Genomic DNA, 24,414 nt, shown 5'->3' on the forward strand with positions numbered 1-24,414 from the left:
ATAGGTTTGGAGACCGGGCGACGGCAGACGCCGCCCGGGTCTTCATGCTTGATCAGAGGCCGCTATTGTCGGCGGCCGACTTCAGCGCGTCCTCGGGAGAGGACTGGCCGAGCAGCGATTCCTGGATCGCTTGCTGCAGCGCGGTCGAGAGCTCCTGATATTTCGGCGTCGTCGGGCGCGGATACATGGCGGCCAAGCCGATCTTGGCGGCGGAGATCAACTCTTCTTGGCCCTTGGTGACGGCTGGGTCCTCATAGGAGGAGGCCCAGATCGGCAGGCTGAGTTTGGCATAGGCATTCTGCGTCGCCTGCGAGGTCATGAAGGTAATGTATTTCCAGGCCTCATCGGGATGCTGGCTGGCCGAGGTGATGCCGAGGCCCATCGAGCCGTTGACGGCCGAAGCCTCGCTCTTGCCGGCAATACCCGGCGCCGGCACGACGCCGACCTTGCCCGCGACCTTGCTGTCCTTCGGATTGTTGGCCATGTTGTACATGTAGGTCCAGTTCAGCGCGAAGGCGGCATCGCCGTTTTCGAAGACCTTGCGGACGTCCTCTTCCAGGAATTCCTTGGAGTTCGGATTGGTGAGGCCCGAGGAATAGCTCGAAACCATGTATTTCAGCGCATCGAGGCCGCCGCCGGTCTGGAAGGCCGGCTTGCCGTCCTTGAGGAAATCGCCGCCATAGGCGCTGACGAGCGTGGTGTAATCGCAGATCGCGGCTTCGGCCTGCGACCAGCTCCAGGCGATCGGCGTGGCGAGCAGGCCCTTGTCCTTGATCGTCTTTGCCTGCTCGGTCAGCTCGTCCCAGGTTTTCGGCGGAGCCTTGATGCCGGCCTTTTCGAGGACTTCCTTGTTATAGAACAGATATTTGGTGTCGAGGATCCACGGCATGCCGTAATATTTGCCGTCATATTGCACGGTGGTCCAGGCGCCCGGCAGCACGCCCTTCTTCATCTCGTCGGTGACGCGAGAGGAGACGTCGACCAGCACCTTGTTGGTGGCGTATTCGGCCGGCCAGATGACGTCGAAGAGGACGACGTCGTAGCCGCCGCCGGAACCCTGCGCCAGCACTGTCTTGTCGTGCAGGCCTTCATAGGGAACGAATTCGAGATTGACCTTGATATCGGGGTTCGCCTTGGCGAAGGCGTCGGTCATGGCGCGCACATCGGCCTCGCTATAGGCGGCCTGCGCCATGAACAGCGCGTTCAGCGTCGTTTCGGCGAAAGCGTGCGGAGCAAAGGATGCGCCGATCAAGGCCGCACCCAGAAGCGTCTTGTTAAAGGATTTCAGCATTGCAGCCTCCAGTTTTTGACATTTACGCATTGCCGAGGGCGGTCCTCCGCCATCGGTGTTCGAGAGGGCACGCGCGGAAAGCGTGCCGGTTCGTCGTCTCGGAGCGTCGTCAGAGCCGTTGCCCGGCTCCTGCGTTCCCTGGAACTCTCCGGTTCCTTATTAAGTCAAGTGTCTTGACTTATTACTTCTTCAACATTCTATTGGAGTCAAGAGGGAATTGCACATGAATGACAGCCGCCCGATCCGGGCCAAGAGCGGCACCAATCACGAAGGCACCAGCGCGCATAACCGGCGCGTGATGATCGATGCCCTGAGGATCAACGGTGCGCTTTCACGCGCCGATCTGGCGCGGGCGACGCGGCTGACCAAACAGACGGTGTCCAATATCATCGAGGAACTCGAGCGCGACGGTCTCGTCAGTTCGCAGGAGGCGGTGAGGAGGGGCAGGGGGCAGCCGTCGACACCCTATCGTCTCGTGCCCGAAGGCGCCTTTGCGATCGGCTTGCAGATCGACCGGCATGTGACGCGGGCGGTCGCCGTCGATCTCGTCGGCAGCGTTCTCGTGCGTGATGAGGCCGGGCTACCACCCGGAGGTCCGTCGAACGGGACGAAGGTCATCCTCGATCTCGTCGCCGGCATACGCTCAAAGCTTGCCGGCGTCGTCCAGCAGTCGGAAAAGCGGCTGGTCGGCCTCGGCGCCGCCATGCCCGGGCCTTTCGGGGTTGCCGGCAGCGGCGACGATCCGTGGATGATGGAGGCCTGGCAGAAATTTCCGTTGTTGGAAACGCTGACAGCCGGCACCGGGCTCGATGTCGGCCTGCAGAACGACGCGGCCGCGGCCGCCACCGCCGAGCGCATGGTGGGAGCCGCCCACGGCATCGACCATGCCGTCTGCCTCTTCGTCGGCTATGGCATCGGCGCTGGCCTCATTCTGAACGGCGAACTCTACCGCGGCACCAACGGCAATGCCGGCGAGATCGGCATGGCGTTGTTGTTTGCCGACGGCAAAGCGACGCCGCTCGAACATCGTGCCTCGCTCGCCTCGCTCTATCAGCATCTGTCGGTCGATCCCGCCGATCCCGGCCTTTATGCACGGATCAACGACCTTGCCTTGAGAGGCGATCAAAGCATCAACGCCTGGGTCGAAGCAGCGGCAGTGGACCTGCGCTGGAGCATCCATCTCATCGAGACGCTGTTCGATCCGCAGACGGTGATCCTCTGCGGCAGCGCGCCGGAAGCGCTGGTGAACAGGTTGATTGCGGCAATCGGCCCGTTGCTGCCTTCGATCGCTGAACGTCGTGGCCGGACGCTGCCGCGCCTGCAGTCCGGCATGGCCGATCCCTGGTCTGTGGCGCTCGGGGCTGCCGCGGGACCGATCAGCCGTGCATTCGATCCGCGTTTTGCTGCAATTTTGAAGGATTCCCTCTAATTCAGGGGCTGAAACCGGGCGTTGCACAGCAGTGCAACGGCAGAAAAGACGGCCATTTTTGCAGGTTTCATGCAACGATTTCAGCGAATAAAGACGCGCCGCCGCAATATAGGCAAATATTAAAAATCCTTGAAAATTATATTTATTCGAATATAAATATAACAGTTCGGCAGTGCGCTGGAGTGTCTGGCGAGGCTTCTCTAAATATAGCCTCGGCCGTGGCAAATAACATCCGCATGACGGTTTTGTGACGGTACGATTTCGATCGTTTCATGTCATGTAATATTCATTGGCCGCGGCAATTTGAACCAGCTAATAGGGCGTGCGCTGAAAGTGCGCGTCCTTTTACGTTCGAGGTTCTCATGCAAGCCAAGCTTCTCGGCGCCGTTGGCGCCCTTCTCGCTACAGCGTTTCTTTCCGGTCCCGCTGCCGCCGCCGATAAGACCAAGATTGACTTCTGGTTCGGCAATTCCGGTGACATCGCAAAGCGTGTCCAGGAGCAGTGCGATCGCTTCAACCAGTCGCAGGCCGACTACGAAGTCGTCTGCACCAGCCAGGGCAGCTACGACGCGTCCCTGCAGAACACCATTGCTGCCTTCCGCGCCGGCAAGCAGCCGACCATCGCCCAGGTCTCCGACGCCGGCACCCTCGACATCATGCTCTCCGGCGCCTACTACCCGGCCAACAAGCTGATGACCGACATGGGCTATACCGTCGACTGGAAGGACTACTTCTCCGGTATCTCCGGCTACTACGCGACATCGAAGGGCGAGATGTACTCCTTCCCCTTCAACTCCTCGACCGCTCTTCTCTATTGGAACAAGGACGCCTTCGCCAAGATCGGCAAGGATCATGCCCCGGCGACCTGGAAGGAAGCAGGCGAGGACCTCAAGGCTCTGAAGGATGCGGGCTATGCTTGCCCGCTCGGCTTTGACATCTCCAACAACGAAGTCTGGCAGTACATCGAGCAGTTCGAAGCCGTCAACGGCGAAGCGATCGCCACGAAGAAGAACGGCTTTGAAGGTCTCGACGCCGAGCTGGTGTTCAACAAGAACCCGCTTCTCGTCAGCTACATCAAGGACCTCAAGTCCTGGTACGACGACAAGCTGGTCGTCATCAAGAACAAGGCTGTCGGCCAGACCTTCGTCGAAGCCTTTGCCGCTGGCGATTGCCAGGTCATCCTGACCTCCGTCGGCGACCACGGCAACGTTGGCCGTACCGCCAAGCAAGGCATGAACTGGGACGTTGCCATGCTGCCGACCTACGGCGACGCAACCCGTCACAGCTCTTATGTCGGCGGCGCTTCGCTCTGGGTTCTGCAGGGTCACTCCGACGCCGAATACAAGGCTGCTGCCGCGTTCTTCAACTTCATCGCAAAGCCGGAAGAAGCTCTTACCTGGTCGACCGTTACCGGCTACATCCCGGTTCGCAACTCCGGTTTCGAATATCTGAATAAGCAGGGCTTCTACGGCAAGGCGCCTTATGCCGGCCGCGAACTCGCCATTCAGAGCCTGACCGCTTCGCCGGCTGGCGACGCGGCTCCGCAGGGCATCCGCCTCGGTGGCCTGCTGCAGGTCCGCACCGAAATCGCCAATGGTCTGCAGGCAATCTTCGTCAACAATGCCGATGTCCAGGCTTCGCTCGACAGTGCCGCCGAACGCGGCAATACGCTCTTGCGTCGCTTCCAGCAGACCTACAAGAACGTTCAGCTCCCCTGATCGGCTGATATGAGCCGCACCCGGCCCGCATTTTGCGCGCCGGGTGCGTCTTTGTAAGTTCTTTAGTCGGCCGCGGATGCGAGCTCGCCGCCCGCGCCTAAAGCGCGCCGCAATCTTTCAGGTTCGCTCCTGGCGCTTTAGATCTATATTTTTACGCATGTCGCTACAGCAAAACTGCTGCACAGTTTTGCGCGACATGCTTTAAACCAAACCAGGACGAAAACGGCCACTCATGGAAAAGCGCGTCACTTTCTCCTCGACGACGATCGGACTGCTCTTCGCATTTCCGATGCTGTTGCTGATCTTCGTCTTCTTCTACTGGCCGAGTGCGCAGGCGCTCTATTGGGCGTTCACGCTCGAGCAGCCATGGGGCGGCGGTAATGCCTGGGTCGGTTTCGACAATTTCAGACAGTTGCTCACCGATCCTGTTTATTGGGACTCGATCACCCGCAGCATGATCTTCGGCTTCAGCTCGACGGCCATCGCCATGGGGCTGGCGCTGATCCTGGCGCTTTTGACGGATCGTGAACTGCGCGGCCACAAAGTCTACCGGTCGGTCTTCATCTGGCCTTACGCAATTGCCGCCCCCGCTCTCGGCCTCGCCTTCCGCTTCATCCTGGCACCGGAGGCCGGCCTTCTGTCTGTTATCAACCACGTCTGGCCCGGCCTCTGGAACCCCGCGCTCGACGGCAAGGACGCGATGATCGCGGTCGTCGTGGCCTTCTCCTGGAAATATATCGGCTACAACTTCATCTTCTTCCTCTCAGCGCTGCAAGGCATTCCGCGCTCGCTGATCGAGGCCGCCGCAATGGACGGTTCGGGGCCGATGCGCCGGATCTGGGATATCCAGCTGCCCCTGCTGACGCCAACGCTGTTCTTCCTGCTCGTCATCAACATCACCGAGAGTTTCCAGGATTCCTTCGGTATCGTCGACGTCATGACGCAGGGCGGCCCGGCGCGCGCCACCGAGCTCATGGTCTACAAGATCTATTTCGACGGCTTCAGAGGTCTCGACTATTCGGGCGCCGCAGCGCAGTCCATCATCCTGATGGTGCTCGTTGTCCTGCTCACCATCTTCCAGTTCCGCTTCATCGAGCGGCGCGTGCATTACAAGTGAGGTCGCGGACATGATCGAACGCACGCCGATATTCAACTTCATCTGCTATACGCTTCTCGCGCTCGGCATGGTGATCGCGCTTCTGCCTTTCGCCATCGTCATCATCGCCTCGACGCTTGATCTGGAGACGGTCAATCGCGTGCCGCTGCCGCTGATGCCGGGCTCGCACTTCTGGGAAAACGCTGAGACCGCCTGGGTTCGCGCCGATCTCGGCAACAAGCTGTTCCACAGCATCATCTTCGCCGCAACCGTTGGCGCCGGCAAGGTCATGCTGTCTTCCATGGCAGCCTTCTCGATCGTCTACTTCCGCTTCCGTGGCCGGTATGTGATTTTCTGGATCATCTTCATCACGCTGATGCTGCCGCTGGAAGTCCGCATCGTGCCGACCTATTCGATTGCGGCCAATGCGCTGCAGCCTTTCCAGACGATCCTCGACGTCACCGGCATAAGCTGGCTCGTCGCGCAGATCACCGGCGTCCAGATCAAGCTCGAATGGGGCCTGCTGAATTCATATCCCGGTCTCGTTCTGCCGCTGGTCGCAACCGCGACCGGCACCTTTCTATACCGGCAGTTCTACCTGACGGTTCCGGACGAGCTTGCCGAGGCCTCGAAGATGGACGGATCGGGTCCGGTCCGGTTCTTCTGGGACATTCTGCTGCCGCTTTCGCGGCCAAATATGATCGCGCTCTTCACCATCATGTTCGTCTGGGCCTGGAACCAGTATCTCTGGCCGCTGCTGATCACCACCGATCCGAATTTCGGCATCGCCGTGACGCAGCTCAAGACCCTCATCCCGTCCGAATTCGGCCTGCCCGACTGGAACGTTGCCATGGCCGGAACCCTGATCATCATGTCGCCGCCATTGATCCTCGTCATTCTGATGCAGCGCTGGTTCGTACGCGGCCTTATCTCCACCGAGAAGTGAAGGAGTACTCCCTTGGCACCGATCTCCATTCGTGGCGTGAAGAAAAACTACGGCAAGACCCCCGTCGTTCACGGCGTCGATCTCGACATTCAGTCGGGCGAGTTCATCGTCATCCTCGGCCCGTCCGGCTGCGGCAAGTCCACACTGCTGCGCATGATCGCTGGCCTCGAGGAAATCACCGGCGGTGAAATCGCCATTGACGGCCGCGTCGTCAACCAGTTGGAGCCGCGCGAGCGCGGTTGCGCTATGGTGTTCCAGAACTATGCGCTTTATCCGCATATGAGTGTTGCCGAGAATATCGGCTATGCATTGAAGGTGGCCGGCGTCTCGAAGGCGGAGCGTCAGCGGCGTATCGGCGAGGTCGCCAAGGCGCTCAGCCTCGAACCTTTCCTCGAACGCCGGCCCGCCGCTCTTTCCGGCGGTCAGCGCCAGCGCGTCGCCATGGGCCGCGCGATGATCCGCGAACCGAAGGTGTTTCTCTTCGACGAGCCGTTGTCGAACCTTGACGCCAAGCTGCGCATCGCCATGCGCGCCGAAATCCGCCGCCTGCACCGCCGCCTTGGCGCCACTTCGATCTTCGTCACGCATGACCAGACCGAAGCGATGACGCTGGCCGACCGGCTGGTGGTGATGAACGGCGGCAGGGTGGAGCAGGTCGGCACGCCCGAAGAGGTCTATCATCATCCGGTCTCGCGCTTCGTCGCGGGCTTCGTCGGCACGCCGGCGATGAACCTGCTCGAGGGCACGATCAATGACGAGGGCGTCTTCGTCTACGATCAAAGCCGCAAGGTCGCGCTGCCGCGCGAGCGCGCCGCACCGCTGAAAGGCAAACGCGTCGTGCTCGGCATGCGGGCCGAGGCCGCCCGGTTGGTGGCCCCGGATGCGCCGGGTGCCCTTGTCGCAACGGCCGATTTCATCGAAGAGCTCGGCGCAAGCCGCATCGTCCACGCCGATTTCGATGGGCTGCCCTTTGCCGTGGCGCTGACTGAGGCCGTGAAGGTGAAGTCGGGCGATCCGATCGGCATCGCGATCGATTACGACCAGATCCACCTTTATGCCGCCGATACCGGCCGGATCATCGAGAACCCTGTTATGAACAGCGCAGGCGCCGTCCACGCCTAAAGCGGTCTGCGACGATTCTTTGCGATGATCTTGGCAGAGCGTTCGGCGGCTGAGGATGTCAGCCGCTTACTCGAAGGTGAATTGCTCTAACGATGGATCGGGTCGATCCACGCGACGTCCTCCGGCTTTTCGACCGGCTCGATGTCGAGGTTGACGACGACCGGTTCCTGGCCTGAGCGGACGAGAACGCATTCCAGCGTCTCGTCGCGGCTGGCGTTGATTTCCTGATGCGGCACATAGGGCGGAACATAGATGAAGTCGCCGGGGCCAGCCTCCGCGGTATATTCCAGATGCTCGCCCCAGCGCATGCGGGCCTTGCCCTTGACCACGTAGATGATGCTTTCGAGATCGCCATGGTGATGGGCGCCGGTCTTGGCGTTGGCATGGATCGTCACCGTGCCGGCCCAGATCTTTTCGGCGCCGGCGCGCGCGTTGTTGATCGCGGTCGCGCGGTTCATGCCCGGCGTCTGCGCGGTGTTCGGATCGAGCGAATTACCGGGGATGACCTTGACGCCATGTTCCCGCCAGTCGACATGGTGATGCTCGTGATCGTCGCTCATGCCTTGCCTCCAGCTTCGATTTGATCAGTCTAGGCTTGAGCCGGGCGGCGGCCAAGCGGATTTGCCGCTACGCAGCCGCATAGCGTCTCGGCCCGATAGCTTCTGCGCACAAAGGAAAGAACGGACCCGATGAGCCACCTCCCGCAAATCGACTATGACACCGCTTCGGAAGAGGTTCGTGCGGCGCATGACGAGGAAGTCAGGCTGCGCGGCCGGATGACCAACATGAAGCGGACACTGCTGCACTCGCCGGCGGCTCACCGCATCTATGCCGAGTGGTTCACGCTGCGGGCCGAACTCGATCCCGCGATCAACGACCGGGCGATCTGGATCTTCTCGCATGCGATCTCGAAGGCGGCGAAATCGAAGATCGCCATCACCTTCTTTCGCCGGGCGCTGATCAACAAGGGTTTCAATCCCGATGCGCCGGAGTTTTCCGACGAGGAAGCGCTGCTCGACGCCTTCGGCAAGGCGATCGTCGCCGATTCCAACGCTGTTCCCGCCGAACTCTGGGCGAAGCTGAAACAGCGCTACGAGACCAAGGTGCTCGTCGATCTCGTCGCCTTCGCCGGCATCATGCTGGCCACCGCCGTCTTCAACAATGTCGTCGAGGTCGATTTCGACCCCGAGCTTGAAGCCTTTGCCGAAGGCACCAGTTCATCCGCATCCTGAAGTTTCAGCTATCGAGCGGCAGGATCAGCACATCGCGCGGCGGCACCTCGATGCCACTATTGCCGATATGGTCGATCGGCCAGACTGCCTGGCTTTGCGCAAGCGCTCCTCGGGCGAGCGTCACCTCGGTCTTCTGCGCCGTTCTCGTCGGATTGACGAGCCAGAGGAAGCTGCCTCTTTCGCCTTGGTGAACCCGGGCAAAAAGGGCGGCATTCGATAGCGTCACATGGCGCTTCTCCCCACTCCATCTCAATAGCTCCGCGAAGAAGGCGCCGTTCGCCTTCCCCTGCGTGCGATAATAGGCAACGGAGGGATTGGTGCCGATCAGCAGCGTGCGGCCTTTGCCATAGGTGTTTTCGACGACGGCAAGACGGCCGTCGGTGAAATGGCCGCGCCCGGTTCCGCCGGCCAGGCGGTAGGATTGCAGGAAGCCGCCGCCGTCGACGGCTGCACCATCCAGATCGAAATGGATGCGGTCGCCGATATCGGGCATGAATTCGACTTCCTCCTCGCGCGCGCCGAAGACCTCGTCGAGGCCCATGTTCGGCTGCACGGCGCCGACATGGCCGAGATCGCCGAAGTAGCCGGGGCATGCCTCGGCAATCAGCGTGCCGCCGTTTTCGACCCAGGCTTTCAGGCGCTTCGCCTGTTCCGATGTGAACATGATCGGATAGGGGAAATAGAGGAAATCATAGGCCGCGATATCGTCGATATGCACCCAGTCCGGCTGCATGCCATTTTCGAGGAAGGCACGATAGGCCCCCCACATGGCTTCGGGATAGGGTTTCTCCTTGCGGTCGTGGTTCAGGAGGTAATCGAATTCCTGGGTTTCGCGGACGACGAGGATGCCGACCTCGCCGCGCACGGGCTTTGCCTCCCAGAGGGGAGCCTGGGCCTTGTCATTTGCCCATTTCGCCATGGCGCTTGCCATGTCCGAGCGCGGCGTGCGCGAGCCGTCCATGCCGTAGGAGCCGAAAGCACCGAAGAGTGGACCGTCGAGCAGCGGGCGCCAGCGCAGATTGATCACGCCGCGGGCGCCGCCGGCAAGCGAGGTCATGCTCCAGAGCCGGATATCCTCGGGCTCGGCGACGCGGCCATCCTCCTTGTCGCGGCCGATCACCTGCGGCTGCAGCCAGAGCGGGCCACCCTGGCGTTCGGCATGCCAGAAGGGTTTGCCGCGGGCGGCGGCGCGGTTGATGTCGACGCCGTACCAGTTCTTCCAGGCTTCCGAGCCCTTGCGGGCCTGGATCCAGGTGAAGCCGTAAACCTCGACCTTGGAGGCGGCGAGCCAGTCGTCGCAGCCGTTGGCCGCCATGTTGGGAATTGCGCCGGATATGCCGTGGGCAACGATGGTGTTCTTCTGGTCGACGGCGCGGATCGTGTCGATGCGCCATTGCATCTGATCATAGAAATTGTCGCGTTTGAACTGCAGCCAGTCGATGCATTCGGGGTAGGGCGCCATGTGCACCGGCGGCTCGATATCGTCCCATTCGGCATAGCTGTAGCGGTACCAGGCCTTGGCCAGAACCTTCAGGCTGCCGTACTTCCTTTCCAGCCATTTGCGAAAGGCAGCCTTGGCATAGGGGCTGTAATCGACATCGGCGGAATAGTTGCACTCGTTCCAGACGTCGTAGCCATAGATCGCCGGATGATCCTTGTAGCGGGTGGCGAGCGCGGTCAGGAACTTGCCCGCGGCTTCCTTCACTTCGGGGCAGTTCAGCGTCAGGGCGCCGGCGCCGCCACCATTGTTGGAGAAGCCGCCGGTCGCCGACGACACACCCATATAGGAACCGAGTTTGGTGCCGTCGGCATTGACCTGCAATGCATGAGCGTATTTGCGCACCGCCCAGTCGGGCACGGCATGGATAAGCTCGGCGATAACGGTCTTGATGCCGTTTGCGGCGGCAAGGTCCATCTGACGGTCATATTCCTCCCAGTCGTAGACGCCGGGGGCGGTTTCGATCGCGCTCCACATGAACCAGTGGCGGAAGATGTTGAGGCCGTCTTGCCCGGCGGTCGTGTAGTCGCGCTCCCAGTCTTCGCGGGGTGGGTTCGACTTGCGGAAATAGACGGCACCGTAGGGCAGTTGGATATCTTTGTTGAGCATTGTCCTGTCCTTCTCTATCGATGTCCGGACATGGCTTCGCCGTCCGGAAAGTAGGCTCCGGCAGTCGGCAATCGAAGTGGCGTCCGGCTATTCTAAAAAAGCGTTGATCTAGCGCGGTCCTCCGGCGAGGAGTTCCAGGGTGCGGATGAGGGCGGAATGGTCGCGTTCGCCGTCGCCATTGGCGATCGCGGCATTCATCAACTGTTGCGTGGCGGCCGTGTTCGGCAGCGACAGATCGAGCGCGCGGGCGGCATCGACGGCAAGCGTCATGTCCTTGCGGTGCAGGCGGATGCGGAAGCCGGGCTCGAAGGTCTCCTTGACCATGCGCTCGCCATGCACTTCGAGGATGCGCGAAGCGGCAAAGCCGCCCATCAGTGCTGCGCGCACCTTGGCTGGATCGGCGCCGGCCTTCCTGGCAAAGAGCAGCGCTTCGGCAACCGCCTCGATCGTCAGGCCGACGATGATCTGGTTGGCGACCTTGGCTGTCTGCCCGTCGCCGCTGCCGCCGACATGGGTGATGTTCTTGCCCATCTTTTCGAAGAGCGGCTTGGCGCGTTCGAAAACCTGCTCCTTGCCTCCGACCATGATCGTCAGCGAGGCGGCCTTGGCGCCGACCTCACCGCCGGAAACGGGAGCATCGAGATAATCGCAGCCGAGCGCCTCGATGCGTTTGGCGAAAGTCTTGGTGGCGACCGGCGAGATCGAGCTCATGTCGATAACCAGCTTGCCCTGGGAAAGGCCGGAGGCGACGCCGTCTTCGCCGAACAGCACCGCCTCGACATCTGGTGTATCCGGCAGCATCAGGATGACGATGTCGGAAGCGTGCGCCACCGCCCTGGCGCTGGCGGCGGCTTTGCCGCCCTTGTCGACAAGATGCTGCGAGGTTTCCTTCACGCGGTTCAGATGCAGCGTGTGGCCGGCGTCGATCAGGTGTTCCGCCATCGGGCGGCCCATGACGCCCAGTCCGATAAATCCGATGTTCATGCTGTCCTCGCTGTCTTCAGATAGGGTTTCATCCAGCCGAGGCCTTCGCTGGTGCCGGATTTCGGCTTGTACTCGCAGCCGACCCAGCCGTCGTAGCCGAGGCGGTCGAGCTCGGAGAGGATGAAGCCGTAATTGATCTCGCCGGTGCCGGGTTCGTTGCGGCCGGGATTGTCGGCGATCTGGACATGGGCGATCTTCTCCCTCAGCCGGATGAAGGTGGGGATCAGGTCGCCCTGCATGATCTGCATGTGGTAGAAATCATACTGGATGTAGAGATTGTCCGAGCCGACCCGGTCGAGAATGCGTTCGGCATCAGCGGTGGTCGACAGGAAGAAGCCGGGAATATCGCGCAGGTTGATCGGCTCGACCAGCAGCTTGACGCCGACGTCGGCACAACGCTTTGCAGCATATTTCAGATTGTCGACCAGCACCGTTTCCAGCGTTTGGAGGTCCGCACCCTTCGGCACCAGCCCGGAGATGACATTCACCTGTGGGCAATCGAGCGCTGCGGCATAGTCGAGCGCCTGCGCGACCCCGTTGCGGAACTCCTCTACGCGGTCCGGCAGGCAGGCAATGCCGCGCTCGCCGCCGGCCCAGTCGCCTGATGGCACGTTGAAGAGCGCCTGTTTCAGGCCACTCGCTTTCAACGTCTCGGCGACCTTCTCCTTGGGCTCGGCATAGGGGCCGAGATATTCGAGGGCGCCGAAGCCGTCCTTTGCGGCTGCCGTGAAGCGGTCGAGAAAGGGCAGGTCCTGGTAGAGGAAGGAAAGGTTGGCGGAAAATTTCGGCACGGGATCGTCCTTAGATATTGGCAGGCGCGACGAAACGATGCCGGTGCAGCATGCGCTTGTCGCGGGGGTCGGGATTGGGAACGGCTGATATGAGGCTCTTGGTATAGGCCTCCTCGGGAGCGGTGCAGATCTGTTCGGCCTCGCCAAGTTCGACGATTTTGCCGCGATGCATGACGGCGACGCGATCGCAGAAATAACGCACGACCGAAATGTCGTGGGAGATGAAGATGAAGCTCAGGTTCAGTCGTTGACGGATATCGAGTAGCAGGTCGAGGATCTGGCTGCGGATCGAGACGTCGAGTGCCGACGTCGCCTCGTCGGCGATGATGATGCGCGGATCGAGCGCAAGGGCGCGGGCGATGCCGATGCGCTGGCGCTGGCCGCCGGAGAAGGCATGCGGATAACGTTCCATGGCCATCGGATCGAGGCCGACCAGGCGCATCAATTCGGCGACGCGGTCTTCCAGTGCCTTGCCCTTGGCCAGCCCGTTGACAACAAGCGGATCACCGATCACCTCTTTGACGGTCATGCGCGGATTGAGCGACGCGAAGGGATCCTGGAAGACGAGACGGACTTCACGGTGGAAGGTGCGGAGCTCGCGTTTCGTCAGCTTGGTGACGTCGATCTCACCGCCGTCCCTGCCACGATAGCTGATGGTGCCCGATGTCGGCTCGACGGTGCGCAGAATGAGCCGGCCGAGCGTCGTCTTGCCGGAGCCGCTTTCGCCGACGATGCCGAGGTTTTCGCCGGGATAAAGATCGAAGCTGGCGTCGTCGACGGCGCGCAGCGTATTTGATTTGCCGTGCCAGCCGTAGATCTTGCCAAGGTTGCGGACGGACAGGATCGGCTGCGGCGCCTGCGGCGATAGTGCCACGGCGGGCAGCCGCCCTTCGACATGTTGGGTCAGCTTGACCGTCGAGGCGAGCAGTTGGCGGGTATAGGGATGTTCGGCGGCGTGGTAGATCGCATCGACCGGTCCGCGCTCGACGATGCGGCCGAAGCGCATGACGGCGACGTCGTCGGCCACTTCCGCGACGATCCCCATGTCATGGGTGATGAGCAGCATGGCCATGCCGCGCTCGACCTGCAGGCGCTTGATGAGGTCGAGGATTTCGGCCTGGGTGGTGACGTCGAGCGCCGTCGTCGGTTCGTCGGCGATGAGAATGTCGGGATTGCCGGCGAGCGCCATGGCGATCATGGCGCGTTGGCGCATGCCGCCGGAGAATTCGAAGGTGTAGCGGTCGGCCATCTTGTCCGGGTTCGGAATTTCGACCTGACGCAGCAATTCGATGGTCCTTTCGCGGGCGGCACGCTGATCGAGATTGCTGTGGAGGCGCACGGCCTCGATGATCTGCGAACCAATGGTGTGAACCGGCGACAGCGAGCTCATCGGCTCCTGGAAGATCAGGCCGATGCGGCGGCCGCGTATGGCGCGCATCGCCCGGTCGGACGGCTTCAAGGCGGCAATGTCGATGACCCCGTTACCCCCGGTGACCCCGTCGCCGTTGTTGAGCAGGATGCGGCCGGAAACGATGCTGCCGGGGCTGTCGACGATCTGCAGCAGCGAACGGGCGGTGACGCTTTTGCCGGAGCCGCTTTCGCCGACGAGGCAGAGCGTCTCACCGCGCTTCAGCTCGAAGCTGACATTTTCGACGGCGTGCAGGATGTGGGTGCGCAGCCTGAAATCGATCGAGAGGTTTTCGACGGAGAGAACGACGTCTTTTGAAAGATCGGCCATGGTTTCCTCCTCAATTGTCGTAAGGGTCGGCGGCATCGCGCAGGCCGTCGCCGAAGAAATTGAAGGACAGGACGGCGACGACGACTGCGAGCGACGGCCAGATCAGGAGCCACGGCGCGGTGGCGACGGTGCGGATGTTCTGGGCGTCCTGCAGCAGCACGCCCCAGCTGACGACCGGCGGCTTGAGGCCGATGCCGAGGAAGGACAGCGAAGTCTCGGCGACGATCATGGTCGGCACGGCCAGCGTCACGACCGCAAGGATGTGGCTCGTCAGTGACGGCAGGATGTGGCGGAAGATCAGCCGCGCTTCGCTCGATCCGTCGAGCCGGGCGGCGACGACGAAATCCTCGCTGCGCAGTGCCAGGAACCGGCCGCGCACCTCCCGCGCCAGGCTGGTCCAGCCGAGCAGCGAGACGATGATCGTTATGACGAAATAGACATTGACCGGCGACCATGTCAGTGGGATCGCCGCCGCCAGGCCGAGCCACAGCGGGATGGTCGGCATGGCGCTGACGACCTCGATGACGCGCTGGATCAGCGTATCGACCCAGCCGCCGTAGAAGCCGGAGATCGAGCCGAGTACGACGCCCAATATCAGCGACATGGCGACGCCGACGAGGCCTATCGACATGGATACACGGGTGCCGTAGACGAGGCGCGAGAAGACGTCGCGGCCGAGCCGGTCGGCGCCGAGCAGATACATCGGGTCGTTCTGGTTGAGGGGGCCGATCAGGTGGCGGTTCATCGGGATCAGGCCCCAGAGATGGTAGGCCGCGCCTTTGACGAAGAAGCCGATTGCGACAACCTTGGTGTCGTCGACGACGAAGGTGCGGCGCAGCGCCACCTTGTCGATCTCGACCTTGTAGCCCTTCACATGGAAATTGAACTCCGAACTGCCGTCCGGTTTTTCGACGAAGAAGCTGAGGCCCTGCGGCGGGGCATAGGTATATTGCGGCCGCGAGGTCATCGGCAAAGCCGGCGCCAGGAATTCGGCGAAGAGGCCGACCAGATAGAGGAAGAGAATGATGGCGCCGGCCACCATCGCCACCTTCTGGCGGATCAGTTTGCCGGCAACCAGCCGCCAGGGGCCGATCGCGGCGGTCGAGACGGTCTTGCCCTGTTTCAGCGGGCTGATCGACGGGCCATCGGCAACAGTGTGAAGCGGACCAGCATGGTTTCCGAAGGTTTCGTGCGTGCTCATCCCGTCTTCCTCAATTGAACCGGATGCGCGGATCGAGCAGCGCCAGCAGCAGATCCGACAGCAGCATGCCGACGAGAGTCAGCGCGCTCAAAAGCAGGATGAAACTGCCGGCGAGATACATGTCCTGCGAGATCAGCGCGCGGAAAAGCAGGGGACCTGCGGTCGGAAGGTTCAGCACGATGGCGGTGATCGTCACGCCGGAGACGAGATGCGGCAGCACCCAGCCGATCGCCGAGACGAAGGGATTGAGCGCGATTCTGACCGGATATTTGAGGATCACCTTGTATTCCGGCAGTCCCTTGGCGCGGGCGGTGACGACATAGGGCTTGTGCAGTTCGTCGGTCAGGTTGGCGCGCAAGATGCGGATCATCGCTGCCGTTCCCGATGCGCCAATGATGATGATCGGGATCCAGAGATGGGCGAGGAAATCGCCGACCTTGGCGAGGCTCCAGGGCGCCTCGGCATACTCAGGCGAGATCAGCCCGCCGACGCTCTGGCCGAGATATTTATAGGCGATGTACATCAGCGTCAGCGCCAGGATGAAGTTCGGCACCGCAAGGCCGATGAAGCCGAGAAAGGTGAAGACATGATCGCCGACGGAGTGGCGGCGGACGGCGGAATAGATGCCGATCGGCAAAGCCACGATCCAGACGAAGAGCAGGCTCAAGAGCGAGATCACCAGCGTCGAGCCCATGCGGCCCCAGATCAGCCCGGAGACGGGCTGGCCCCACTCGAAGGAGTAGCCGAAGTCGCCGCGGCTGACGATGCCCCAGATCCATTTCAGGTATTGGACATAGAAGGGGTCGTCGAAGCCGTAGATTTCCTTCAGCCGCTCGATCTGCGCGGGATCGACGGTCTGGCCGCTGTCGCTCATGGTGGCGATCATCGAGGTCAAATAGTCACCCGGCGGCAGCTGGATGATCAGGAACGAGATCAGCGACATGCCAAACAAGGTCGGGATCATGTAGAGCACGCGCTTGAAGATATAGCCAAGCATCGAAACGTTTCTCCTCCCGTCGGGAACGCCGTGACGCGCTTCCCCCGGATCTTCACCCGCCTTCGGCCCTCCAGGCCGAAAGCGCTCCTTCGTCGCGTGTCATCTCATTTCCAGGTGAGATGCAGGACCTCCAGCCGATCGATACCAGGCACCTCAACCTGCGCGCGGCCATTCCCGAAGCTGAAGCTTGCGGCGCGGTCGGCAACAACGAGCCAGGCCTTCGCCACCGATCGGCCCTCCGGAATCTCCACCGAAACGGTCTGCGCTGCCAGAGGGTAATTGTCGCGGATCGGGCCTTTCATCATCATCGGATTGGTAAGGTTGAAGAGGCTGAGCGCCAGGCCCTCATCGTTTTCGCGCAACGCCAGATCGACGACGCCCTTGCCCTTGACGGTGACGCGCGGCGTCTTGCCGAGTGCCCAATGGACGGCGTTGGCGATGAGACGGGCGTGGTCGACCGCAAAGACCTCCCAGAAGATCTCGCCGATGTTCCAGGGAATATAGACCGTGCGGCCACCCTTGCCAGTCTCGCGGGCGATGACGGCAGCACCTTTCGGGTCTTCACGCGGATAGACCTCTTCCATCGGCAGATCGGGAAAGTCGGGGACGTAGAGGAAGGGCGTCTTCGCATCGGCCGACGGTTCGGCGTGGATCAGGCGGGTGCCGCCCATGATGCGTTCGGCGCCGTCGAAACCCCGATTGATCGGGTGATCGCCGGAAAGGGCGACATAGGTGTTCTTGACGATGCCGCGCGGGCCGGAGACGTATCTGGCGCCGAGCACGTCGGCCAGGCCGAAGTCGGGACGATTCTTGCCGAATTCGTCACGCAGCGAGGTCTCATAAGAGGCAATGACGCTGCCGCCACGATCGACATAGGCGCGGATCGCCGCGTTCTGCGCATCCGAAAGGCAGGAGGCGTTGGCGAGAATGATCAGCTTGAAGCGGTCGAGATTTTCCTCGGTCAGCACCTGGTCAGAGAGCAGCTCGAAGGGCAGGCGGGCTTCAACGAGGGCGTGGTAGAGACCCAGATCGTGCTTCTCGGCGGAATGCCGCTCTTCCGGCGCCCAGTGGCGCAGCGTCGTCGAGGGATCGATGACGGCGATTTCGGCGGTCGGCTTCATGCTTTCCAGCACTGGCTCCACGGCTGCCTGCAGGGCGAATGCGTCGGCCACCGGCTCGACCCAGCGTTTGTCGGGCACGACGCCGTTGAACTTGGTGAACCAGGCATAGAGGCCGTGGGCGGTGCCGTCATTGATCCAGAGCTGCATCTCCTCACCCGAGGTGACGGCATCCTTCCAGCGATATTCCTCCTCCGGGCCGATCGAGGTGATCAGCACGACCGGGCGGTCGGGGAAGGTGGCGCGGATGCGCTTGCCGTTGCGGCCAGCCGACCAGCCGAGCTCGAGGCCCTTGCGGCCCTGATGGTCGACGACGAGAAAGGGGCAGTGCCTGGCGATGACCGAGAGGTCGAATTCCATCAGCGACGCGCCGCCCATGTTCGGAATGAAGCTCGCATGCGGGCGGATCGCTTTGACGGCATCGTCCCATTGGGCGATCATGTCGGTAAGCACGCGGCGGCGCCATTGTACCCAGGCCTGCCAGGCGGGATCCTCGGCATCGGGTTTTACGGGCAGGGCGTGGCCGGACATGTCCTTGAAGCGGCGGGCGCTGTCTTCGCTATAATCGACGCCGTGGCCCTGCCAGCGATTGGCGAAGACCGCATCGATATCGTATTTGCGGACGATCTCCGTGACCACCTCAGGCATGAAGACGCTGTTGTAGTCGCCATAGGCATTGGTCACCCAGACATCGGGATAGGCCCAGTGGCGGCGCGGCGTGCCGTCGGCGTTGATCATCACCCATTCCGGATGGGCTTTGGCGGCATCGTCATGGATCGCATGCGGGTCGACGCGGGCCATGACATGCATGTCGAGTTTGCGGGCGGCGTCGACGAGCGCGCCGAAGATATCCTTGTCGCCGAGATATTTGCTCACATAGTGGTAAGGCACTTCGCTCGGATAATAGGCGATATAGCCGCCGGCACTGAGGCAGACCGCGTTCGATTTTGTGCGTTTGAAGACATCGATCCAGAAGGCCGGGTCGTATTTCTCCGGGTCGTCTTCCACGAAGGTCAGCTGGGTCCAGCGGGTCGCGGTCTTGAACCAGTCCGCCGTCCTCAGCGTGTGGGTGTTCTGTTTTCTGGCATCGAGCATCGTCTTCATCCAATCATTGGCAAAAGAAGGTCCCCGGCGCCAACCGGCGGGGCCGGCGCCTAACTAGGCTCCTGGGATAAAGGTCTTCAGACCTTGTAGAACTGCTCCGGCATGGTCGGAGCGGGCGTCGGCCAGCCGAAAGAGTTCGGCATGATCTTCGTGACGTTTTTCATGTTGTTCTTGACGACGCCGTATCCGTCGGGCGGCAGCGAGATGCCGAAGACATAAAAATTGTCGGCGGCGCCTTGCAGGATCTGCTTCATGACCTCGCGTTGGCCTGATGCGTCGGAGGTCGCCTTCAGCTTGTCGTAGAGCGCAAGCTGGTTCTTCGTGCTTTCCGGCGGTTCCTCAGCATTGGCATTGGCGCGGTCGCGATACCAGAGCTGCCAGGCCGGGGCATACATGGCGTTGGCATCGGTCGGCACGTAATAGCGCGGGTCGAGCATGGCGGCGACGCCGCCATTTGCGCCGAACTGGTGGGCGGTCGCATCGAAATCACGGCCTTGACGGACGCGCGTTTCCCAGAGCGAACGGTCCATCGAGCGCATCTGTGCATCGATGCCGACCGCCTGGAACATCGGGATCACCAGCTGGAAGAGATCGAGGAAGACGGCGCGCGCCTGGTCGATCTCGAAGATGATCGTCAGGCGGCGGCCCTTTTCGTCGAGGCGGAAGTTCTGGTCGTCGCGCTTCGGCACGAGCTGGTCGAGCATGGCATTCGCCTTGTCGACGTCATAGGCCGTGAACTGCGTGGCGAGCTGCTCGTTGTAGAGCGGGTCCTCCTTCTTGACCGACGGCTGGGCAGGCGCGCCCTGGCCGACGAGCACCGCATCGATCAGCGACTGCCGGTCGAGTGCTGTCGAGAGTGCCGCACGGAAATCCTTGTTCCGGAAGAGCTTCCGCTTGGTCTCGTCGTTGTGGTTCAGGTTGAAGATGAAATTCATCACATTGGCTTCGGTCGAAGTCAGCGTGTAGAAATCATAGCCGCCCTGCTCACGCGCATCGTAGAGAACCGACTTGTTGTTCGGCGTGGCGATATACTGGTCCATCAGGTCGACTTCGCCCTGCATGGCCTTCAGCAACAGAACCTGCGGGTCGGCGACCATCTGGTAGACGATGCGGTCCATATAGGGCAGCTGGTTGCCCTCGGTATCGACCTTCCAATAGTAGGGATTGCGCTCGGCAACGGCGCGCTCGGTGTTTTCGCCGGGCGCTATGGTGAACATCCAGGCGTGCACGCAGGGCTTCTTCGAGGAGTTCAGGAAGAAGGCGTTGTCATCCTGGAAACCGGCGGCCGCCTGGAAGGAGGCGATCCAGCTTTCGAAACCGCGTTGTTTGGCGAGTTCATCGGCCTTCGGATTGAAGTCGATGTGGAACTGCTCGAGATAATGTTTCGGTGTGCGCGTCGTCTGGTCGTTGTTTGCCCAGGCGACCTGCAGTGGGAACAGGCCGTTCGGCTTGTCGAAGGTGACCTTGAAGGTCTGCTCATCGACGATCTCCAGCTTGGCCGGCTTGCCGCCGGACTTCCAATGATCCTGGCCGACGAAGGCGACGCGCTTGTCGGTGAAAACGGTGTCGTACCAGAACTTGATGTCGGCGGTGGTGTAGGGATGGCCGTCCGACCATTTCATGCCCTTGCGCAGGCGGATCGTATAGACCTTGGAGTCGGCGTCGCCCTCGAAGGACTCAGCGACATTCAGCGTCACGCCAGACCAGTCGGGCGTATAGCGCAACAGCGGCTCGTAGGCCTGGTAGCGGAACAGCATCGACAGCGACCCGCCGCCGACCAGCGCCATGTTCCAGTCGCCGCCGTACTTGCCGACGCTTTCGACCGGTTTGACGACGAGCGGATTTTCAGGAAGCCGCTCCTTCAGACCCGGCAGGGCGCCGCTCGACACTTTCGCTTTCAGGATATCCGCTTCCTTGAAGTCAGCGGCGAAAACCGGCAGGGCCGGCAATATCAGGGCGGCCGACGTCCCGGCCAGAAACGCACGTCGTTTCAGCTTGATCATAGGAATCTCCTCCAAAAATCCGGCCCTTATCATTATTTTTGCTGTGGGCTGGGATGAGGGACAGATTACATTTGGATATTGTTAGGTAAAGCGTTATGTTTCTGTTAGTGCGAAAATTTGCCTTACCGGCGCGGTTGATATAGCCAGCGTCGCATCAATCGAACGGCGAGGTGCCACGTGGGAAGCAGGGGCCGAGTTACATTGCAGACGATCGCGCGGGAGGTCGGCCTGTCAAAATACGCCGTGTCGCGGTCGCTTGCCGGCAAGAGCGGCGTCAGCGAAGAAACGCGCGCGCTGATCCGCGAGACGGCGCAGCGCCTCGGCTATACCAAGCCCACCGGGCAGGGTACTGCCGGCGAGGTCGCGGTCGTCTTTCACGATCTCGATGCCATCAACAGTGAGCTCTATATGCAGGTGCAGAACGGTGTGCAGCGCGAGGCTCATCGGCTTGGCATGACGCTGCGCGTACGCTGGACCCATGATTCCGGCCAGTTGGAAGAGCTGGCGCGCACTTGCGACGGGCTGATGCTCGTCGGTCCGCATGCCCGTGAGGCCGTGGCGGCGGTGAGTGCCACCGGCGTTCCAATCGTGCGTTTCGGCTGGGTAGATGCGCTCGAACAGATCGACCATGTCGGCGGCACCGACCATGAGGCAGGGCAGGCGGTGCTGGAGTATCTGGTCGGGCTCGGCCATCGGTCCATCGTTTACGTCTATGGCATGCCGGGCCTGCGGGGGCGCCAGGAGCGGCATTACGGTGCCCGCGAAATCGCCGAACGTTATCCGGATGTTGCGCTTCATGTTATGCAGTTCGACGAAGAGAATGGCTTCAGTGCGGCCTTCCGAGCGCTCGTGGAAAAGGGCATCCGGCCGACGGCTTTTTTTTGCGCCCATGACGGGCTGGCACTGACCGTGGTTTCCGAGCTGCTCGGTCAGGGATACCGCATTCCCGACGATATTTCGGTCGTCGGTTTCGGCGACTACTCGCCGGCAACGCAGATCTCGCCGGCGCTGACGACGGTGAGGATGGAGGGGCAGGAATGCGGGGCGGTCGGGCTGCGGCTCTTGCTCGAGCGCATCGAGAATCCACGCCTGCCCGGCATGCCGGCGCGGCGCATCATGATTGCCTCGCGCATCATCGAGCGCCGCTCGGCCGGACCCTGCAAGGCGGCGGCGAGCGTCGATGCCGCCGAGGTTTAACCGCCGAGTGAAGCAATCGCGGCCTTGACCGCATCCGCGCCCGGCCTGGTCGGCCGGTATTCCAGACCGACGGCGCCGTCATAGCCGTTGGCGAAGATCCAGCCGAGGCGTTGAGCAAGGTCGATGCCGCCGGAACCCGGTTCGTTGCGGCCGGGGTGATCGGCGACATGGACGTGGATGATACGGTCGAGACGGCCGTTCAACACCTCCTCGGTGCGCTCGTCCATCACGGCGGAATGGTAGATGTCGTAGACGATACCGATCTCGGGGCGGGCGACGTCATCGATGATGTCGAGACCTTCGCGGGTCGAATCGAGGAAATAGCCGACATGGTCGATGCGGATGTTGAGCGGCTCGACGCCGAGGCGGACACCGCTACCCTTGAGGATATCGGCGCCGGCTCTCAGCGTTTCGGTAAGCGCCCGGCGCTGTTCTTCGCGGCTCAAGCCTGGGAGATCGTCGCCCGCCTGGGCAATCAGCACCGGCGCGCCGAGACGCTTCGCGACACTGACGGATTCGGCAAGGCCTTTCAGCCAGGCCTGCCGATTTGCGGCGTCGGTCAGCGCGATCATCGGTTCGGCGACGAGGCTGGAGACGGCAAGACCGGTTTCCTTCAGCGCCGCCTCGATCGCATCCAGATCCTTGCCGGTCCAGCGCCAGAATTCGATCGCCGTCAGGCCGGCCGCATGGGCGCGGCGGATGCGATCGGGAAAGCTGTCGCCCTCTTCGGCAAACAGCCACTCTATGCAGGCTGAATAACGTCGCATGAAAACTCCTCCCATCTGTTGATGCAGGCATGCGACAGATCGGCGCCTGCCGCAAGAGGAGTTCGGGCGCTTGACGCCCGGGTTCATTGGCGAAACACTCGGCACATCAGGCCGGGATCTCCGGCCGTTTGCGGAGGAAGACATGGATCTCGGACTGAAGGGAAAGACTGCCGTCATAACAGGTGCGTCGGTCGGCATCGGGCTGGCGATCGCCGAGGGGCTGGCGGCTGAGGGCGCCGACCTTGTGCTGGCAGCCCGTGGCGGCGAACGGCTCGAGGCGGAAGCCGCCCGTATCGCCGAGAAGTACGGCGTCAGCGCGGCCGCTGTCGCGGCCGATGTGGCGACGGTTGCTGGAACCGAGGCGATCATCGCGGCGGCGGCCGAAAAAGGTGGCGCCGATATCCTCATCAACAATGCCGGCACCGGATCGAACGAGACGGTGATGGAGGCGCCCGACGAGAAGTGGCAGGACTATTGGGACCTGCATGTGATGGCCGCCGTGCGGCTGGCGCGCGGAATCGCGCCGCAGATGAAGCAACGCGGCGGCGGGGTGATCCTGCACAATGCCTCGATCTGCGCCGTCCAGCCACTCTGGTACGAGCCGATCTACAATGTCAGCAAGTCGGCGCTGATGATGTTTTCGAAGACGCTTTCGACCGAGCTCATCAAGGACAATATCCGCGTCAACTGCGTCAATGCCGGCCTGATCCTGACGCCCGACTGGATCAAGACCGCCAAGCAATTGACGGCGGAAACCGGCGGCAATTGGGAAGGCTACCTGCAGAGCGTCGCCAACGAGCACGCCGCCTCCAAACGCTTCGGCACGCCCGAGGAGCTGGCCAACGTCTTCGTCTTCCTGAGTTCGGAGCGTGCGAGCTATTGCATCGGCTCGACCTATTTCGTCGATGGCGGCATGCTGAAGACGATCTGACCGAGACTGCCGGCAGGGCGCGCGGCGGCCGGTCTTTCTCGAGGCTGCCGGGCGTTTCTGTGGACGTTGCCGATACAAGCTATAAATAATAGCTATTTTGTTGTATGTTCACGCTTTTGACGCTATTTGCCTGCTATTGGCAGGATAAATACTGCGATTTCTACAAGGCGACGACGATGCTGACGAAAAAGGGAAAATACGGGCTGAAAGCGCTGGTCGACCTGGCGCGGCTGGCGCCGGGTGAGACCGCCTTCATCAACGACATCGCGGCCCGCAACAATATCCCGAAGAAGTTTCTCGATACGATCCTGCTCGAACTGCGGAATGTCGGCATCCTGCGCTCGAAGAAGGGGCCGGGCGGCGGCTATTCTCTGTCGCGGCCGGCAACCGAAATCCGCATCGGCCATGTCATTCGCACGCTTGACGGGCCGTTGGCGCCGATCCGCTGCGCCAGCCGTACGGCTTACGAGGCCTGCGACGACTGCGCCGATCCCGAGACCTGTCAGGTGCGGCGCTCGATGACCGATGTTCGGGACGCGATCGCCGCCATTCTCGACAATATGACCCTCGAGCAATTCGTCGCCGATGGCGGCAGCATCGACGGCGCCAAGGAAGAATTCCCGATCTCCGCCGCCAGCTGAT

Annotated in this window: 20 protein-coding genes; 9 read left to right on the top strand and 11 right to left on the bottom strand. The window is 61.9% G+C overall.

Annotated elements, in window-relative coordinates; genetic code table 11:
• Positions 1-52 precede the first annotated feature (52 nt).
• A complete protein-coding gene (locus tag FFM53_RS17960) occupies positions 53-1,291 on the bottom strand; it encodes an extracellular solute-binding protein (protein WP_138386762.1) in 1,239 nt (412 codons plus the stop codon).
• Between the two features lie 223 nt (positions 1,292-1,514).
• Between FFM53_RS17960 and FFM53_RS17965 the strand changes: the two genes are divergently transcribed.
• The 5 genes from FFM53_RS17965 (at position 1,515) to FFM53_RS17985 (ending at position 7,602) form a co-directional block, all read left to right on the top strand.
• Positions 1,515-2,720, top strand: coding sequence for an ROK family transcriptional regulator (locus FFM53_RS17965; RefSeq protein WP_062942759.1), 1,206 nt, complete (start codon positions 1,515-1,517; stop codon positions 2,718-2,720).
• 362 nt (positions 2,721-3,082) lie between these two features.
• Positions 3,083-4,438 carry an extracellular solute-binding protein gene (locus tag FFM53_RS17970; RefSeq protein WP_138386763.1) on the top strand — a complete coding sequence of 452 codons (1,356 nt, stop codon included), beginning with the start codon at positions 3,083-3,085 and terminating at the stop codon, positions 4,436-4,438.
• 232 nt (positions 4,439-4,670) lie between these two features.
• A complete protein-coding gene (locus FFM53_RS17975; RefSeq protein WP_003542466.1) occupies positions 4,671-5,555 on the top strand; it encodes a carbohydrate ABC transporter permease in 885 nt (294 codons plus the stop codon).
• A 10-nt stretch (positions 5,556-5,565) separates the two neighbouring features.
• The gene (locus tag FFM53_RS17980; protein WP_138386764.1) at positions 5,566-6,480 is read left to right on the top strand and encodes an ABC transporter permease subunit; all 915 of its coding nucleotides are present in this window, start codon (positions 5,566-5,568) and stop codon (positions 6,478-6,480) included.
• 12 nt (positions 6,481-6,492) lie between these two features.
• Positions 6,493-7,602, top strand: a complete 1,110-nt coding sequence (locus tag FFM53_RS17985; protein WP_064652204.1) for a sn-glycerol-3-phosphate import ATP-binding protein UgpC — start codon at positions 6,493-6,495, stop codon at positions 7,600-7,602.
• Positions 7,603-7,688: 86 nt separating this feature from the next.
• Here the strand turns inward: FFM53_RS17985 and FFM53_RS17990 are convergent, their stop codons facing one another.
• On the bottom strand, positions 7,689-8,162 hold the full coding sequence (locus FFM53_RS17990) for a cupin domain-containing protein (RefSeq protein ID WP_027683319.1): 474 nt from the start codon (positions 8,160-8,162) through the stop codon (positions 7,689-7,691).
• A gap of 129 nt (positions 8,163-8,291) precedes the next feature.
• Between FFM53_RS17990 and FFM53_RS17995 the strand changes: the two genes are divergently transcribed.
• On the top strand, positions 8,292-8,834 hold the full coding sequence (locus tag FFM53_RS17995; protein WP_138386765.1) for a carboxymuconolactone decarboxylase family protein: 543 nt from the start codon (positions 8,292-8,294) through the stop codon (positions 8,832-8,834).
• A 4-nt stretch (positions 8,835-8,838) separates the two neighbouring features.
• Here the strand turns inward: FFM53_RS17995 and FFM53_RS18000 are convergent, their stop codons facing one another.
• From FFM53_RS18000 to FFM53_RS18035, 8 genes are all read right to left on the bottom strand, one after another.
• On the bottom strand, positions 8,839-10,941 hold the full coding sequence (locus tag FFM53_RS18000) for a beta-galactosidase (RefSeq protein ID WP_138386766.1): 2,103 nt from the start codon (positions 10,939-10,941) through the stop codon (positions 8,839-8,841).
• Between the two features lie 108 nt (positions 10,942-11,049).
• Positions 11,050-11,925: a 2-hydroxy-3-oxopropionate reductase gene (locus FFM53_RS18005; protein WP_138386767.1), complete on the bottom strand. Its 876-nt coding sequence runs from the start codon at positions 11,923-11,925 to the stop codon at positions 11,050-11,052.
• Positions 11,922-12,716, bottom strand: a complete 795-nt coding sequence (gene otnI, locus FFM53_RS18010) for a 2-oxo-tetronate isomerase (RefSeq protein WP_138386768.1) — start codon at positions 12,714-12,716, stop codon at positions 11,922-11,924. The genes FFM53_RS18005 and otnI overlap by 4 nt, the downstream gene beginning before the upstream one ends.
• 10 nt (positions 12,717-12,726) lie before the next feature.
• On the bottom strand, positions 12,727-14,454 hold the full coding sequence (locus FFM53_RS18015) for an ABC transporter ATP-binding protein (RefSeq protein ID WP_138386769.1): 1,728 nt from the start codon (positions 14,452-14,454) through the stop codon (positions 12,727-12,729).
• Positions 14,455-14,464: 10 nt separating this feature from the next.
• Positions 14,465-15,655 (bottom strand): ABC transporter permease, encoded by a 1,191-nt coding sequence (locus FFM53_RS18020; protein WP_138386770.1) that lies wholly within the window; start codon positions 15,653-15,655, stop codon positions 14,465-14,467.
• Positions 15,656-15,665: 10 nt separating this feature from the next.
• Positions 15,666-16,652 carry an ABC transporter permease gene (locus FFM53_RS18025; protein WP_072637375.1) on the bottom strand — a complete coding sequence of 329 codons (987 nt, stop codon included), beginning with the start codon at positions 16,650-16,652 and terminating at the stop codon, positions 15,666-15,668.
• A 104-nt stretch (positions 16,653-16,756) separates the two neighbouring features.
• Positions 16,757-18,865, bottom strand: coding sequence for an alpha-amylase family protein (locus tag FFM53_RS18030; protein ID WP_138386771.1), 2,109 nt, complete (start codon positions 18,863-18,865; stop codon positions 16,757-16,759).
• An 86-nt stretch (positions 18,866-18,951) separates the two neighbouring features.
• Positions 18,952-20,877 (bottom strand): ABC transporter substrate-binding protein, encoded by a 1,926-nt coding sequence (locus FFM53_RS18035; protein ID WP_138330167.1) that lies wholly within the window; start codon positions 20,875-20,877, stop codon positions 18,952-18,954.
• 177 nt (positions 20,878-21,054) lie between these two features.
• Here FFM53_RS18035 and FFM53_RS18040 point away from each other — a divergent pair, with 177 nt between their 5' ends.
• A complete protein-coding gene (locus tag FFM53_RS18040; protein WP_138386772.1) occupies positions 21,055-22,074 on the top strand; it encodes a LacI family DNA-binding transcriptional regulator in 1,020 nt (339 codons plus the stop codon).
• On the opposite strand, the gene FFM53_RS18045 is transcribed toward FFM53_RS18040, so the two are convergent.
• Positions 22,071-22,841 carry a TIM barrel protein gene (locus tag FFM53_RS18045; RefSeq protein WP_138330169.1) on the bottom strand — a complete coding sequence of 257 codons (771 nt, stop codon included), beginning with the start codon at positions 22,839-22,841 and terminating at the stop codon, positions 22,071-22,073. The genes FFM53_RS18040 and FFM53_RS18045 overlap by 4 nt on opposite strands.
• A 142-nt stretch (positions 22,842-22,983) precedes the next feature.
• Here FFM53_RS18045 and FFM53_RS18050 point away from each other — a divergent pair, with 142 nt between their 5' ends.
• Together FFM53_RS18050 and FFM53_RS18055 are read left to right on the top strand one after the other, a co-directional pair.
• Positions 22,984-23,772, top strand: coding sequence for an SDR family NAD(P)-dependent oxidoreductase (locus FFM53_RS18050; RefSeq protein ID WP_025395731.1), 789 nt, complete (start codon positions 22,984-22,986; stop codon positions 23,770-23,772).
• A gap of 176 nt (positions 23,773-23,948) precedes the next feature.
• Entirely contained in the window at positions 23,949-24,413 is a 465-nt protein-coding gene (locus tag FFM53_RS18055; RefSeq protein ID WP_033180647.1) for an RrF2 family transcriptional regulator, read from the top strand.
• The last annotated feature ends 1 nt before the right edge of the window (position 24,414 follow it).

Source organism: Rhizobium indicum (assembly GCF_005862305.2).
GTDB lineage: Bacteria > Pseudomonadota > Alphaproteobacteria > Rhizobiales > Rhizobiaceae > Rhizobium > Rhizobium indicum.

What these genes read in the sequence shown, in the direction of transcription:
- FFM53_RS18035 (WP_138330167.1), bottom strand. Translation starts at nt 20,877, where the DNA reads ATGATCAAGCTGAAACGACGTGCGTTTCTGGCCGGGACGTCGGCCGCC.
- FFM53_RS18055 (WP_033180647.1), top strand. Translation starts at nt 23,949, where the DNA reads ATGCTGACGAAAAAGGGAAAATACGGGCTGAAAGCGCTGGTCGACCTG.
- FFM53_RS18025 (WP_072637375.1), bottom strand. Translation starts at nt 16,652, where the DNA reads ATGCTTGGCTATATCTTCAAGCGCGTGCTCTACATGATCCCGACCTTG.
- FFM53_RS18015 (WP_138386769.1), bottom strand. Translation starts at nt 14,454, where the DNA reads ATGGCCGATCTTTCAAAAGACGTCGTTCTCTCCGTCGAAAACCTCTCG.
- FFM53_RS18030 (WP_138386771.1), bottom strand. Translation starts at nt 18,865, where the DNA reads ATGCTCGATGCCAGAAAACAGAACACCCACACGCTGAGGACGGCGGAC.
- FFM53_RS18045 (WP_138330169.1), bottom strand. Translation starts at nt 22,841, where the DNA reads ATGCGACGTTATTCAGCCTGCATAGAGTGGCTGTTTGCCGAAGAGGGC.
- FFM53_RS18020 (WP_138386770.1), bottom strand. Translation starts at nt 15,655, where the DNA reads ATGAGCACGCACGAAACCTTCGGAAACCATGCTGGTCCGCTTCACACT.
- FFM53_RS18050 (WP_025395731.1), top strand. Translation starts at nt 22,984, where the DNA reads ATGGATCTCGGACTGAAGGGAAAGACTGCCGTCATAACAGGTGCGTCG.
- FFM53_RS17970 (WP_138386763.1), top strand. Translation starts at nt 3,083, where the DNA reads ATGCAAGCCAAGCTTCTCGGCGCCGTTGGCGCCCTTCTCGCTACAGCG.
- FFM53_RS17995 (WP_138386765.1), top strand. Translation starts at nt 8,292, where the DNA reads ATGAGCCACCTCCCGCAAATCGACTATGACACCGCTTCGGAAGAGGTT.
- FFM53_RS17960 (WP_138386762.1), bottom strand. Translation starts at nt 1,291, where the DNA reads ATGCTGAAATCCTTTAACAAGACGCTTCTGGGTGCGGCCTTGATCGGC.
- FFM53_RS17980 (WP_138386764.1), top strand. Translation starts at nt 5,566, where the DNA reads ATGATCGAACGCACGCCGATATTCAACTTCATCTGCTATACGCTTCTC.
- FFM53_RS18000 (WP_138386766.1), bottom strand. Translation starts at nt 10,941, where the DNA reads ATGCTCAACAAAGATATCCAACTGCCCTACGGTGCCGTCTATTTCCGC.
- FFM53_RS17965 (WP_062942759.1), top strand. Translation starts at nt 1,515, where the DNA reads ATGAATGACAGCCGCCCGATCCGGGCCAAGAGCGGCACCAATCACGAA.
- FFM53_RS17975 (WP_003542466.1), top strand. Translation starts at nt 4,671, where the DNA reads ATGGAAAAGCGCGTCACTTTCTCCTCGACGACGATCGGACTGCTCTTC.
- FFM53_RS17990 (WP_027683319.1), bottom strand. Translation starts at nt 8,162, where the DNA reads ATGAGCGACGATCACGAGCATCACCATGTCGACTGGCGGGAACATGGC.
- FFM53_RS18005 (WP_138386767.1), bottom strand. Translation starts at nt 11,925, where the DNA reads ATGAACATCGGATTTATCGGACTGGGCGTCATGGGCCGCCCGATGGCG.